At 37.7% G+C, this 14872-nt stretch carries 14 protein-coding genes; 9 read left to right on the forward strand and 5 right to left on the reverse strand.

The annotated features are described in order from the left end of the window. Window positions 1–304, reverse strand: a 304-nt coding sequence (locus J2S23_RS08825) for a transposase family protein (RefSeq protein WP_307122357.1), incomplete at its 3' end; no start/stop codon positions are given. A gap of 835 nt (window positions 305–1139) precedes the next feature. Continuing rightward, window positions 1140–2231, reverse strand: a complete 1092-nt coding sequence (locus J2S23_RS08830) for an AraC family transcriptional regulator (RefSeq protein ID WP_307122358.1) — start codon at window positions 2229–2231, stop codon at window positions 1140–1142. 110 nt (window positions 2232–2341) lie between these two features. On the opposite strand from J2S23_RS08830, the gene J2S23_RS08835 reads away from it, so the two are divergent. The 9 genes from J2S23_RS08835 to J2S23_RS08875 all read left to right on the forward strand — a co-directional run bounded on the left by J2S23_RS08835 (window position 2342) and on the right by J2S23_RS08875 (window position 11201). Next, the gene (locus J2S23_RS08835) at window positions 2342–3751 is read left to right on the forward strand and encodes a family 1 glycosylhydrolase (RefSeq protein ID WP_307122359.1); all 1410 of its coding nucleotides are present in this window, start codon (window positions 2342–2344) and stop codon (window positions 3749–3751) included. A gap of 15 nt (window positions 3752–3766) precedes the next feature. After that, entirely contained in the window at window positions 3767–5032 is a 1266-nt protein-coding gene (locus tag J2S23_RS08840) for a PTS sugar transporter subunit IIC (protein WP_307122360.1), read from the forward strand. Window positions 5033–5090: 58 nt separating this feature from the next. Next, window positions 5091–5375: a PTS sugar transporter subunit IIB gene (locus J2S23_RS08845; RefSeq protein ID WP_307122391.1), complete on the forward strand. Its 285-nt coding sequence runs from the start codon at window positions 5091–5093 to the stop codon at window positions 5373–5375. Then, window positions 5375–5713, forward strand: a complete 339-nt coding sequence (locus J2S23_RS08850; protein WP_307122361.1) for a PTS sugar transporter subunit IIA — start codon at window positions 5375–5377, stop codon at window positions 5711–5713. The genes J2S23_RS08845 and J2S23_RS08850 overlap by 1 nt, the downstream gene beginning before the upstream one ends. 12 nt (window positions 5714–5725) lie before the next feature. Further along, complete coding sequence (locus tag J2S23_RS08855) at window positions 5726–6499, forward strand: ChbG/HpnK family deacetylase (RefSeq protein WP_307122362.1); 774 nt, start codon at window positions 5726–5728, stop codon at window positions 6497–6499. Between the two features lie 261 nt (window positions 6500–6760). Further along, entirely contained in the window at window positions 6761–7549 is a 789-nt protein-coding gene (locus tag J2S23_RS08860; RefSeq protein ID WP_307122363.1) for a MurR/RpiR family transcriptional regulator, read from the forward strand. A gap of 118 nt (window positions 7550–7667) precedes the next feature. Next, complete coding sequence (locus J2S23_RS08865; RefSeq protein ID WP_307122364.1) at window positions 7668–9050, forward strand: glycoside hydrolase family 1 protein; 1383 nt, start codon at window positions 7668–7670, stop codon at window positions 9048–9050. Beyond that, complete coding sequence (locus J2S23_RS08870) at window positions 9031–9798, forward strand: ChbG/HpnK family deacetylase (RefSeq protein ID WP_307122365.1); 768 nt, start codon at window positions 9031–9033, stop codon at window positions 9796–9798. The genes J2S23_RS08865 and J2S23_RS08870 overlap by 20 nt, the downstream gene beginning before the upstream one ends. An 11-nt stretch (window positions 9799–9809) precedes the next feature. Continuing rightward, window positions 9810–11201 (forward strand): PTS transporter subunit EIIC, encoded by a 1392-nt coding sequence (locus tag J2S23_RS08875; RefSeq protein WP_307122366.1) that lies wholly within the window; start codon window positions 9810–9812, stop codon window positions 11199–11201. Between the two features lie 439 nt (window positions 11202–11640). Here J2S23_RS08875 and J2S23_RS08880 read toward each other — a convergent pair whose 3' ends face one another. From J2S23_RS08880 to pgmB, 3 genes are read right to left on the reverse strand one after another with little or no spacing between them, the layout of a single operon-like run. After that, window positions 11641–13191, reverse strand: a complete 1551-nt coding sequence (locus J2S23_RS08880) for a glycoside hydrolase family 43 protein (RefSeq protein WP_307122367.1) — start codon at window positions 13189–13191, stop codon at window positions 11641–11643. Between the two features lie 13 nt (window positions 13192–13204). Further along, window positions 13205–14098: a glycoside hydrolase family 43 protein gene (locus J2S23_RS08885; protein WP_307122368.1), complete on the reverse strand. Its 894-nt coding sequence runs from the start codon at window positions 14096–14098 to the stop codon at window positions 13205–13207. A gap of 23 nt (window positions 14099–14121) precedes the next feature. Then, entirely contained in the window at window positions 14122–14775 is a 654-nt protein-coding gene (pgmB, locus tag J2S23_RS08890; protein ID WP_307122369.1) for a beta-phosphoglucomutase, read from the reverse strand. Window positions 14776–14872: the final 97 nt, after the last annotated feature.

Genomic DNA, 14872 nt, shown 5'->3' on the forward strand with positions numbered 1-14872 from the left:
TTTGGTGGTTCTTCCTGACCAGAGGCGTCTGTGCAACAGCCATTTTTCTGCAGTTTTGACAACGGAAACGACGTTTTCTAAGACGAATCAACAGTTTGTACCCGGCACATTCTAGGTAGGGAATCTTGGATTCTTTTTGGAAGTCATATTTGGCCATTTGACTTTGGCAGCCAGGACATTTTGGAGGATCATAATCTAAGAAGGCACGGAGTTCTCTGTGCATCCCCATATCAGATTCTTGGGTTATCGTGATATTAGGGTCTTTTATTCCGAGCGTATTTGTGATAAGATTTAAGTGTTCCATATGAGTCTTTCTAATGAGTTGTTTTATCGCTTTTCATTATAGATCATATGGAACTTTTTTTCTACACTCAAAAAGGCTCCATAATCTCCGTAAGGTTTTTACCCACTACAGAAATTATAGAGCCTTTTTGGTACGACAGGCCTGTCGTACATCTGAGGCGAAAGTCCTCCGAGGGAACCCGCTACTGGTGAACCCAATAGCAAAAAACCCAAGCCTGACTATTGCGAGGTGGTGGGGAGAGGATGGGATAGCGAAATCGTGGTACTACGAATAGGAATGTGATACGAAGGCGTATATAGCGGATAAGGTGGCTAGGAACACTAAAGTCTAAAAAGGTAGTAGTAACCTATATGCGTAAATCACGAGTGTAAACTATGAAAGATGTACGACTTATCCCGTGAGGTCTCATGAGCGTCAGTTAGACGTAGTAGCAACGAATCATGAGAAGTCAGACGAGGTCATAGTAGTGATGAAGCTTCTGTAATGGAAGTGTAGCGAAGGACCGAACGATTAAATGATTATCTATCGAATTGATTTTGTCTGTCCGACACCTGGTCTGAAACGATGATACTCTGAGAAAGTATATCGAAAGAGGTTGGTCATAAATATAGGCCGACACAGGCAGAACAAAATCTTATACTGATAGATGTGGGAATGCGCAGCTTTCTCGCTAAAGTTTAGTTGAATCGCCGTGTGCCGAACGGCATGTACAGTAGTGTGAGAGGGACTAGAGATAAGTCCCTACTCGATTACGGAGTAATAAAGTTTTCGAATACTATTGTGTTTGAATAATATTTAAGATTCTATATGTATTTTGTATTATGAATTGATTTATCTAATTTTTACCATATTGTTTACGGTATTCTGAGGGGGTTTGATTAAAAAATTTTTTGAAGATACGTGTGAAATGATCAGGGCTGTTGTAACCGATACGCTCGCTAATATCTGCTAGATTATCATGGGTGTGAGTAAGCATTTTTTCTGCTTCACTCATTCTAATTTTTGTAAGGTATTGATTGAAAGTGACACCAAATTCTTTTTTGATTAATGTACTGATATAGGAAGGATAGTAGTTAAAGGTTTGGCTTAATGATTCAAGGGTAACCTCTTGAAAATGATCTTTAATGTATAAGAGTATTTGATAGTAGTTATCAGTCTTATCATTTTTAAGGGGATAATAAATATCCTTGAACTCAAGATATCTCACGATGTTGAAAAAGAGAAGATTAGTATAATTTATCGCAATTTGATTAGAATAGACTTGTTGATAAGTCGTTTCGATATAGATATTTTGGATAATTTCTCGTATAAATTCAGAATTTGTACTACCAAAAAGTAAATAATTGGAAGAAAAATTATTTTTGTATAAAACCTCTTTAAAAAAACTCGATAAAGGCTCAATTTGAGAGAGAGTATTAGAAAAAATCAGATCAAAGGTTGACTTTCTTATGAAAATCTCAATAACGATACAATCTTTATTATCCGGTATTATTTTATAAGTTGAATTTGGAGAGATAATACATAATTCCCCCTCTGTCATTTGATGTTCTTCATTTTCAAAAATAAAAGTGACACGACCATGATAAACAAAATTAATGGTGAAGGAATTATGTTTATAAGGGGAATGCTTTGAAAAAAGAACATGTTTAATTGCAAAGATATCTAAATTATTAGGAATTAAAGATGAGTCTCTGGTTGTATCCGTTGAGCTGAGAAAATCGTTGATCGGAATAGAGCTTTGGTAAATAGCGTTGTGAAATTCTTCAACGCTTAACAATGAACGTTTTGGATGTATCGTAGGTTTAGTCAGTATGTCTCCTCTGTTCACAATTTCTCTAATTGCCTCTCTAAAAGGGAGATGTTCGGTAGATTGAGTGTAATGATTTAATTGTTCTTCCAGTTGCGCATATGTAATGTATCGTTGCATGGTTACCTCTATAATTATCAGAAAAAAAGTCGGATATCTAAAGAAATTATAACATGTACTTTCTTAGAAATAAAGCTTAAAATAAAATCATCAAAGGAGGGAACGCTTACATGGAATTGCCTAAAGACTTTTTATGGGGCGGTGCTTTGGCTGCTAATCAGTGCGAAGGCAGCTTTGATACCGACGGAAAAGGACTAAGTATTATGGATGTCTTCACTAAAGGAGACAAAAATAGTAAACGCAGAGTAACGAATGGTGTTTTAACGGGAGAAATATATCCCAACCATTGGGGGAATCATTTTTATGTTAACTACCAAGAAGACATTGAGCTGATGGCGGAAATGGGGTTCAAATGTCTAAGACTGAGCATTGCTTGGTCTAGAATTTTTCCAAAAGGGGACGAGGTTTCACCAAATGAAGAGGGCTTAGCTTTTTATGAGTCTGTTTTTAAATTACTCAAAAAACATAGAATTGAACCGATTGTGACGCTATCTCATTATGAAATGCCTCTGCATTTAGTAACAGAGTATGGATCATGGCGGAATAGAAAGTTAATCCACTTTTTTGAACATTATTGCCGGGTGGTTATGACACGCTTTAAGCCCTATGTGAAATATTGGATTACATTCAATGAGCTTAATGCCATTGAGTTTATGCCCTATTTTCCAGCAGGATTAATTTTTGAAGATAGTGAAAATCCTCAAGAAGTTATCTATCAGTCAGGCCATCATATTCTCTTAGCGAGTGCTAAGGCTGTTCAAGTGGCTCACGAGGTTAATCCAGAAAATAAAGTCGGATGTATGGCTCTTTTTGGGATGAATTACCCGAGAACCTGTCACCCAGAGGATGTGTTAAAAGCTGAAAATGTAAATAATGATTTTTTAGGTTTAATTGATGTTCAGGTTAGAGGATACTACAGCAGACGTCAGTTACGTAAATATCAGAGTCTAGGGATTGATATTGCTATTTCGGAAGAGGACAAAGTGGTTCTCAAGGCTGGAAAAGTAGATTTTTGCTCCTTCTCATATTATATGTCGTTGGTACAAGGCGAAGATCGGCCAGGCGAAAATGAAGTAAAAGGGAATATGGTTGCTGGATTAGAGAATCCCTATCTCAAGAATAATGAATGGGGATGGCAGATAGACTCTATTGGATTGAGAACGACATTGAATTACTTATACAATAGATATCAAATTCCTCTATTTATTGTTGAAAATGGGCTTGGCGCAGAGGATATATTAGTAGATGACCATGTTAATGATTCTTATCGCATTTCTTATTTTGAAAACCATTTAAAAGAAATGAAAAAAGCGGTAATTGAGGATGCTGTTGACTTGATGGGTTATACTGCGTGGGGCTGTATTGACTTAGTCTCTGCAGGTACTGGAGAGATGAAGAAACGCTATGGCCTAGTCTATGTCGATGCTGATGATTACGGACAAGGAAGTTTCAAACGTTACCGAAAAGACAGCTTTTATTGGTATAAAGAAACTATTGAAACAAACGGAAATAATTTATAAAAGGAGTATCACGAAATGAATATGGATCAATTTGCAAATAGTAAATTTGTCGAAAAACTAACAGTTTTTGGTGGTAAAATTGGGGCAAACAAGTATATTCAAGCAATATCAAGTGGCATGATGATGTTAATTCCAGTTGTTATCATTGGCTCATTTGCAGGCCTTTTCTTAGGGATTAAGGTAGAGGCTTGGCAGACCTTCTTGGCTTCTACGAAACTTAATACGATATTAACTCTTGTTGTCAATGCGACCACAAATATGCTTGGACTCTATTTTACCTATGGGATTGCTAGATCATTTGCGGAGTCGGAAAAATTAAGATCAAAAATAGTACCGATTTTTGCGGTGATTAGTTATCTTGCTCTTTTGCCGATGGCAACTCTAGAAGATGGCACATCCTATTTGTCCTATAATTATTTGGGTACAAAAGGAGTAGTGGTTGGCATGCTTGTCGCTATTGTGACCGTATTAGTCTATGGATGGGTTGAAAGACGTAATTGGGTTATAAAAATGCCTTCTGGGACTCCAGATTATGTTTCACAGTCGTTTGCAGCATTGATTCCAGGCGCCATTCAAATTTTGGTCATTGTCTTAGTTAATTTAATTATTGGCTTGACAAATTATCCAAGTATTTTTGATTTGATTTACTCCCTTTTACAACTTCCAGTAACAGCTCTTGTAGGCGGTAGCTTAGTTCCAAATACGATTGTGCAAATGCTTACTCAATTAAGTTGGGGACTGGGTGTTCATCCAGGGTATATCTCTAGCTTGATGGGGCCAATCTTAATGACTCTCAATGTTGAAAATCAAGCGGCTTTTGCTACAGGTTCAGATTTACCTAATATTATTACACTTTCATTTTCATACATTATGACTGTCGCAACATTATATCCAGCAATTGCAACCTCAATATTATTGGTTGCCAAATCACAACGACTTAGAGGGATTGGTAAAGTCTCTATTGTACCGGCTATTTTTGGTATCTCAGAACCTCTTATTTTTGGATTGCCAATAGTTTTTAATCCGATTATCTGGATTCCTTGGATGATTACACCAGTAATTAATTTCATTATCGGTTATTTACTTACATCTATTGGATTAGTTGCACGGACGTCTGGAGTACTTGTCTTTAATATGCCTCTTATCATAACAGGGATTTTAAACGGTCACTATAGTATTGCACTATTAGAAATTGCTCTCTTCTTGCTTGATATTGCTATCTTTGCACCATTCATCTTAGTTATGGATAAGAAATATCGTAGGGAAGAAGGGACTTTGTAAGTACAGTTATAATTAAAATACATGAAAGGTTAAGAAAAAAATGAGAAAAATTGTTTTAATGTGCTCTAATGGAATGTCAACTAGTTTATTAGTTTCTAAAATGAAGGATTACGCAGAGACAATTGGTTATAATTGTGCTATTTCTGCCTATTCCATCACTGAATTGGACAATATTAAGGGGGATGCAGATATTATCCTATTGGGTCCTCAAATTCGATTTAAATTACAAGATGTCAAAAATTCAGTTACCATTCCAGTGCAAGTCATTGACATGGCAGCCTATGGCATGATGGATGGAAAAGCTGTTATCTCATCAGTTAGAGAGCAACTGGGGGATGTGTAATGGATGGTTTAGAACTTGTAGCCTTTCAAATTATATCAGCAGTAGGAACTGCAAGAAGTTGTTTCATAGAAGCTATCCAAAAGGCTAAAAATGGTTACTTCTCTGAAGCATATGATTTGATAAGAGAAGGTGAGAATTACTATGTCCAAGGACATCATGCTCATGGTGATTTAATCAAGAAGGAAGCTAATGGTGAACATGTTTCAATTAACCTTTTGCTACTGCATGCGGAAGATCAATTAATGAGTGCAGAAAGTTTTAAAGTGTTAGCTGAAGAATTTATTGATGTCCACCATAAATTATTTGTATTAACCAACGAGCAGCAGAACGTTTCTTAAGGAGAAATTATTATGAAAGATTTCCTAATACGTGCAGATGATTTAGGTTACAGTGAGGGTGTGAATTTAGGGATTGGGAAGGCCGTTTCAAATGGATTGGTTAAATCTGTAGGTGTTATGGTCAACATGCCAAGTACGTTTCATGGATTAGACCTTCTAAAGGATTATGATGTGTATCTAGGTCAACATACGAATATTTGTCTTGGGAAACCAATTTTGGATCCTAAATTGATTCCAAGTTTATGTCAGAATAATGGAGAGTTTCACACAAGTAAGACTTACCGAGAAGCATACAGAAAAGGTGAAGATTTTGTTAATCTCGATGAAGCTGTCTTAGAAATTGAAGCTCAATATCACCAATTTGTCTATTTAACAGGCGAAAAACCAAGTTACTTTGAAGGTCATGCTATCGCTAGTCCCAACTTCTTTAAAGCTTTAGAAATTGTTGCTAATAAGTATGATTTACCTTATTTACCAATGCCAACTGGTGAAGAGTCGATTAGTTTTGGGAAAGCAGAAATTCAGCTATCTATCCCCAAAAACTTTGAAGTTTATGAGAACAATCCTTTCTCAATCATTGAAAACACTGTTATGAATAGCCGTAAAGGGATCTGTCATATGTTGGTTTTTCATCCAGGTTATATAGATGCTTATCTGTTAAGAAATTCAAGTATGACCACAGTGAGAGCTTTGGAAGTTGAGATGTTATGTCATCCAGATACTAGAACTTATCTTGAAGAGAATAATATTAGACTTATAACTTTTGATGATTTAATTAAGAGTTAATCAACTTAATAAATTTTCTGTTCTATTTAGAGTTTTATTTACAACATAGCTATCCTAAATAAGAATAAAAAGAATTTATCATCAAAAATTTAAGGTTTCGATTCACAGGTCACTCAAACGAGTGATCTGTTTTTGAATAATGCTAAGGTTTTTTAAGTCATAGTTTATTTCTAAATAATGGCTAAAAAATATAGTAGAACAAAATAAAGAGTCATATGGTATAATGAAGAAAGTAGTATTGATAAGTGAGGGTGAGAATTGGTGACATACAACGTAATTAGCTTGTTACTAAATATTTTAAACAAATCAAATAGTAATAAGGTTGAATATGCTATTGCTGAAGGCCTTCTCAAGAATTTTAAGAGCATTTCAGATGCCTCTATTCATGAGATGGCTGAGTTATGTTTTGTTTCACCTTCATCCTTGTCTCGTTTTGTGAAAAAACATGGTTTCACCGGCTATGGTCAATTTAAACAAAAGTGTCGAGAGGAAATCGATATTGAAGTTGACTACTCTAACAATGTTCGCAGAGCTGAACATGATGATTTATTACCAGTTTTTCAAAACTATACAAATAATATCGTACAAAATTTAAATTATAATTTAGATATGCTTCAAAAAGTTGATTTAGCTCAGATATGTGGCTTAATTCATGATGCACCAGACGTTGCTTTTCTTGGGCTAGAATTTGCTAATATTATAGGACAGCATTTTCAAGTTAAATTGGCTGAGTGTAATCGATTTGTACATTTGAAACATTTTGATACCACAGACCTTGAATTAGTAGACTCTTTAAAAGATAAAAGTGTGGTCATTATAGGATCTCTAGAAGGTGGTTATTTGTACAGAAATCAAGATGTTCTGAGAAGACTTAAGGAAAAACAAATAACCATTATAGCGATCACGATGGAAAATCACGCAAAGATATACAGAGATATTGATTATTTAATCTTCTGTAATAAGTTTAACTCTGAAACAGAAGGGCGCATTTCCTTGCTACATACCATAGAGCTCTTGATTATGACTTACTTTGTGAATTATAAATACTAAAAAGTTTCAAAACATGAAACTTTTTTTGTTTTTTGAAATTCAGTAGCCCGAATTGAAGTTTATTCGGGTTTCTTTAAATGATAAAGTAAATGTATAAAATAATAAGAGGAGGTTTTAAATGACTCATTCATTTTTATGGGGAGCATCTACTTCTGCCTTCCAAGTAGAAGGAGGCTATGGTGAGGGTGGTAAAGGAATTGCCACAACAGATGTTAGATCAGTACCTGATGGAATAGCAGACAACAAAGTTGCTGCAGACCATTACCACCATTGGAAAGAAGATGTACGATTAATGGCAGAACTGGGGTTAACACTTTACCGTTTTTCTTTTAATTGGACTCGCATTATGGGTGATGGAAAGCAAGTTAACGAGGATGGGATAGCTTTTTATAATGGCCTTATTGATGAATGTCTTAAGCATGGCATCACACCATTTCCAACTCTCTACCATTTTGAAATGCCACAACATTTAGTAGATTTATATGGAGGATGGAAATCTAGAGAATGTATCGACGATTTTGTTAATTACGCTAAAATCTGTTTTGAAGTATTTGGAGATCGTGTCAAAATGTGGGGAACTATCAATGAGCAGATGATTGCTATTGCTGCAAAAGATCTAAATGGAAATCATGAAGCCAATGCTGAGCAAAGCATGAAAGACATGTATCAGATGAGCTATCACATGTCCCTCGCGGAGAAAAAAGCGATTAAGGTTTTCCGTACCCTTGTACCACATGGACAAATTGGACCGGTTTGTTCTATGCAGGTTGTTTATCCTGAAACGCCATTTCCAGAAGATATTCGCGCTGCCAAGGATGCTCAAGATTTTTTACAAAACTGTTTTTTAGATATGTCTATTTGGGGACGCTATCCACAATCTTATACTAATTATCTAACAAAAAATGGATGGTTTCCGATGATTGAGGAAGGCGATCAAGAAATTTTGGCATCTATTAAGCCTGATTTAATTGGCATTAACTACTATTGTAGCACATGCATTCGTGCCCGACGAAAGAATGACGATACTTCCAAACTTCCACCATTCTATCGAAATAATCTGTTTACTCTTGGTAATAATACTTATCTTGAAAAAACGCGCTGGATGGAATTTGGAATTGATCCACAGGGACTATATACGGGGATGAGAGATATCTATGAGCGATATCATTTACCGCTTATCGTTACTGAAAATGGATTAGCCTACTCAGATGTAGTTGAAAATGGCGAAATTAAGGATGAATATCGTATTGATTATCTATCTAAGCATATTGATCAATGTGAACAATTTGTGAAAGATGGCTATCCTCTCTTAGGCTATTCAACATGGTCTTTCTTAGATTTGGTCAGTTCGCATCAAGGTTTTGGCAAGCGTTATGGACTTGTTTTCGTTGATCGGACAGATGAAGATGCAAAAGAGTGTAAACGCATTCCTAAAAAGAGTTTTTATTGGTATCAAAATAGAATTAAGAAAGGATTACTAAATGAAGAAAATTTTGATTAGGGCAGATGATTTGGGTTACAGCAGAGGAGTAAATTATGGGATATATGATTCTGTTAATAGTGGGTTGGTGAAAAATGTTGGTTTTATGGTCAATATGGACGCTACTATGCATGGTTATAATCTCATAAAGGACAAGGATGTTTCTTTAGGTTTACACGTTAATATATGTGTCGGCTACCCTATACTAGACTCCGAAAGTATTTCAAGTTTATGTAACAGCAACGGTCAATTTAAAAGTAGTAAAGAATACCGTGAGTCTGCTTCCAAAGGAATTGATTTTGTTGAGTTAGAGCATGCTGTTAAAGAAATTGAAGCACAATATCATCGATTTTGTACAATTGTAGGCCGTGATCCTGACTATTTTGAGGGGCATGCAGTCGCTAGTCCCATTTTTTTTGAAGCACTAAAAATAGTTGCTGAACGATATGAGTTATCTTATTTCCCGATGTCTTTTAAAGAAGATGGAGTATTTTTTGGTAGTTCGAAAGTCTATCCGTATATTCCAAAAGACTTTCGAAAATACAGTGAGAATCCTTTTTTGGCAGTCCAAGACTGTTTAAGTCATTTACATGAAGATGGATGTGATTTACTAGTTTTTCATCCTGGTTATGTAGATACCTATCTTGAAGAAAAATCATCAATGACTTTAGTTCGAGCAAAAGAAGCAGAAATGCTATGTAACCCCTCGGTGATAAGTTGGCTAGATTCTCAGCAAGTTTTACAAATAGATTATAATAATTTAAAATAGAGGTATTTAAAATGAGTACAAAACAATTAGCATCGGATATTTTTGAAGCCGTTGGTGGTACATCAAATATAAATTCAGTAATGCATTGCATGACACGGTTGAGACTTAGTTTGAAAAATGAAAGCATTGTTAATGATGAAACTGTTAAGGCTTTAGATGGAGTTTTAGGCGTCGCTCATAGCAATGGACAATATCAAATCATTATTGGTCCAAGCGTTGCTAAAGTGTTTGATGATTTCACCTTATTAGGTAACTTTGACAAGAGTCCACAGATTGAAGAGAATCTAGATGACACGGAAAAATGGACTTTTAAGAAGGTTGGTAAATCAATCTTAAATTATATGTCAAATTGTATGACACCTTTAATTCCAGTACTCATTACAGCAGGTCTTTTTAAAGCATTAAATTCAGTTTTAGGCCCAGGTATATTGAATCTATATTCAGAAACAGATGATCTGTTTTTATTCATGAACTTTGTCTTTGATGCAGGCTTTTACTTTATGCCAATTTATGTTGGTGTTAATGCTGCTAAACAACTTAAGGTAGAACCTATGCTAGGAGGTATGCTAGGAGGTTTTCTGATAGTACCAGGATTTGTCAACATGGTTACTGATGGAACAAAATTCACTCCCCTAGGTATTAATGTCAGTCTAGTTAATTATGGTCAAACTGTTATACCAATCATGGTTTCAGTCTATGTCATGAGTATTATATTTAAATTTTTCAAAAAAGTAATGCCTGACTCAATTACAACATTAGCGACGCCTTTTTTTACCATGTTATTAACTATTCCAATTTCTATTCTTTTTTTAGCACCTCTAGGTACGAATATCGGGGCACTAATTAGTTCAAGTTTATTATTGATTGGTGAGAAAACTGGTTTTCTAGGAATTGCCCTTGTCGCTGCTTTATGGCCGTTCTTAGTAATGACGGGAATGCATCTCGCCTTAATGATGCCGATGATGGCAAGTTATTTTGAAACTGGGGTTTCCCAGGGTATATTATTAAGTGGAGCATATGCTGTTTGGGCAATTTATGGGGTTGCACTTGGGGCATTCTTTAGATTAACAAACAAGGAGAAGTCAGCTGCATTTGGTTACTTTATTTCAGGGATAGTTGGGGGGATAACAGAACCAACTCTTTATGGAATAAGTTTAAAATACAGAAAGAATCTAATTACAATGATGATAGGTGCTGCAGTTGGAGCCGCTTATGCTGGAATAATGGGAGTTGAGGGTTACGTTATGACAGCAGCTAATTTCTTATATTTTCTCAGCTTTGTTGGTGGTACAAGTATTAATATTGTCCATGGTTCTATTTCTGTAATTTTATCTTTTGTTGTGGCTGCTTTACTGAGTTACTTCTTTGGATTTTCAAAGGAAGAATTGAAACTACCTAAATGATTTCTATTATCTAAAATTTAAAAAGTTATTAGAAAAACTTCAATCTGACCCAAGCCTTGTCTTGGGTCAGATTGAAGACAAAGTCTCTTTTGAAACTTTCCTTAGGTGCTAACGGACGATAACGACTCCCTCCGGATTCCAAACCTAAGTTTTGAGCCTAAGGTCTCAAAAATTCCGAGTGCCTGAAACGCAATAGTTTCAGGCACTTTTATCACAGCGGAAAGTTTCGATAATTGCTCGCATAGCTCGTAAAAAACCAACTCTTTAAATCCTTGAAAGAACTTCGTAATGTCCTGTTGACAGAAAACTAGGGTTTGTCTACGTCCTCACCCAAGCCTTGTCTTGGGTTTTTGTCTGTTATTCATACATCGAAAAAACGCTAGTGATTAAGCAGGATACAAAAAGATCCCAGAGGCAGTGATGCTCTGGGCTTACTTATTTATTTTGCTCTACGATTTGCCCCTGTCACAACCATCTGAGCATCGTCTAAGACATAGAGGCCATAGAAGTCACCGGTGTTTAGGGCAGCGATGGCTTCGTTTGAAAAATGCATGGCATGGATGTCGAATCCGATAGAGCTTCCATCTTCAAAATGAGCCTTAAAAGCTTTATTAGCAACGGTGTGTTCTAGTGTGAAGCGGGTCGGAAGAGTTTGGCTGTGCCCGACAACTGTCTCAACCTCAAGATCAAGAACGCGGACATGTTTGATGAACTGATAACCGCCTTCTGGCGCAGCCTCAAGGGTCAAGCTTGCAAAGTGATCGGAGTTGATGGTCACGGCTAGACCGAGACGTCCTTGGTTGACAAGAGTGTTAGCAGTGTCTAAGACGACTTCGAAGTTTTCTTCGTGTTCGGTCTGACGAAGAGCTAAAAAGGAAGGTGTTGCTAGCTCATCGAGCCGAATAGCAGACCCTGTCAGACTGAGGGAGCCAGTCCCTACTTGGAGACGATCAGTGAGGTCCGAACGAAGACTGACCCATTCTGGATTTAAGTCAGGGCTGTCAAAGTTATCAACGAAATCACTGATTACTTGAGGATTTTCTAAAGCTTTGGCATGGTCCGGGAAAGTTGTCATATCCACCACTTGTGAAGGGACACCCCCATTGATAACTGGCCAATCTCCTGACCAGTCAACAGGATAGAGCAGGGTTTCACGGCCGATATTGGTAAAGTGTACAAATCCCACTGCAGCCGGACGTGTTCCGAGACAGGTCATCCACCAGTTGCTAGCCGTATCTTGAAAGATGTCGGCATGTCCGATATTCTGAAGCGGTTCATCCGCTCGGTCACGATTGGTAAAGAGAGGATTTTTAGGCGCAGCTTCATTGAAAGGCCCCCAAAGATTTTGCCCTCTAAACATAGTTATCATATGGCCAAGGCCTGTACCGCCTTCAGCCATAAGGAGGTAGTAGTAGCCATCTTTTTTAATGATATGAGGGCCTTCAACATCGCGACCGCCTGTGCCCAGAGTCAAAACTTCAGGGCCGCGTATAATGGCGCCGGTTTCTAGATCGATTTCAACCTGTTGGATGGCCTTAGTGCCCTTGTCATCAATGTAACCTGTGAATTGGATATAAGTCTTGTCCTCTTCGAAGTAGAGGTCTGGATCGATACCGAAGATATCCACGACAACTCGGCTATCTTCCCAGATAATGGCTTGACCGTCATCAGCTAAACGTCCACGAATGATGAAGTTCTTGAACTCAGCAAAGTTAGTTGTGATGACATAAAAATGCCCATTATGGTAACGAATACAGACCGCAAATATTCCTTCGTTTGACTTTGACTGTCTCAGATCTGCCTGTTCAGGATTTGTTACAATACTTGGCAATTTGGTCCAGTTAAGCAAATCTGTAGAGGTTGACAGGGCAATACCAGGGAAGTATTCAAAGGTCGAGTTGACCATGTAGTATGTTTCTCCAACACGGACAATAGATGGGTCGGGATACATGCCACGTAGGATAGGGTTTTGATAGTGAGTTACAGTCATGAAAAGTTCCTCCTTAACTTAGGTCTGTGCGATTTTGTAGGTGATAGGCCCCGTTAGTTTTAACTAACTGGGCGAACTGTGGCATTTCTTTATATCGGTCATTTGGGAAATGATAAGCCATGCGTTTGACGTGGTCGATGCCAGTAAAGACCATGGCGTGACCACCATTCTCAGGGAAGACAGGAGTGTCCAACTGAATCCACGGACCTTTAATACTGCCAGATTCAGATTTAGCAAGACCGACAGCATACCCTCTTGTTCCCCAACTGGACCATAACATAAAGACCTCCTCATCATCGTCTTTAAAGACAGATGGGCCATCTGTAAAGTAGACGTCTCCGTCTAGGCCGAACTCGGATTTTGCAAAAGGGATGGGTTTGGCCCAGCTTGCATCTGCTGCTGAGAATAATGTGATAGGTTCTCCCACTGGTTTAATCAGGTCATGCGATAAAGGCAGTAAGCACATATCCCCATCTGGCGATGTCTCAAATGAGTGGGAGAAAATTAAGTAGGGAATGTTATTTTCAACGTAAAGTGTTCCGTCAATGGCTGCCCAATTTTCAGGTGTTAATCGTTCACTAACGAGCGAAAAAGGACCGGTAGGATAATCAGCTTCTAGGAGATAAATACCTTTCTGACGATTTGGAGCTCCAAGAGTGGTCAAGAGATAGAATTTATCATTATAGACATAGGCTTCAGGAGCCCAGAAATTCTGAGTGGCAAAGAAGTCCTCGTCACGGTTAAAAATTTCAATTGGCCCTTCCCAGTTGATCAAATCCTCAGAAGTATAGCAATCAAATCCAGAAGCGTCTGACCAAGTCGTCTCACTACGTGTACCATAAAGGTAATAAATCCCATCATGAACAAGAACATAAGGGTCTCGAATGGTAATATCACTACGTTTCATAGCGGCTCCTTTTAACTGATTGGTTAGCTATTGAAAGCTTCTGTTATCTTATCAAAATCAAGATCTGCCGTACTCTCGAAGCGGAGTTTAGCATGATCCAGCTCTTCACCACCGACAGCGACGGAATAGGCGCCAGAAGCATTAATAGCTGTCACACCAGCGACAGCATCTTCCACGCCGATGCATTCTTCTGGGGCTAAGCCAAGTCCTTGGGCTGCAGCTTTAAAAATATCAGGCGCTGGTTTACCCGCAGCCACTTTAGCAGGGTCAGCAATGGCATCAAAAGCATCTGCAAGGCCTAATTTTTCAAGAATAATAGGCCCATTTTTGGAGGCTGAGGCCAAGGCTAATTTAATGCCTTTTTCCTGTAAGGTTTGAATAAAATCAGCGATGCCTGGGAGGATATAATCCGGTGTTAAAACGTCTAAGGCTTCAATATAGGCTTCATTTTTTTCTTGGGCAAGACGTGAAAACTCCTCAGATGGGACACTGATATGAAGATGGTCTAGGATAACGCGAAGGGAATCTTCACGGCTAACGCCCTTTGTTTTTTCTTCGAGTTCGTCTGGCAAATCAGCATCAAAATATTTTTTAACGAGGTTGCGCCAGGCGGCAAAGTGAAAGACAGCTGTGTCAGCAATGACACCATCTAAGTCAAATAAAGCACCTTTAAACATGGGAATTCCTTTCTAAATTGTGAAAAAAGAGGTGGCTAGTCGCTACTCTTTGAACACCTAATGGACCCGTCCGTAGCCGATACGATTGACAGTCAGA

It is taken from the genome of Streptococcus moroccensis (genome assembly GCF_030812835.1).
Lineage (GTDB): Bacteria > Bacillota > Bacilli > Lactobacillales > Streptococcaceae > Streptococcus > Streptococcus moroccensis.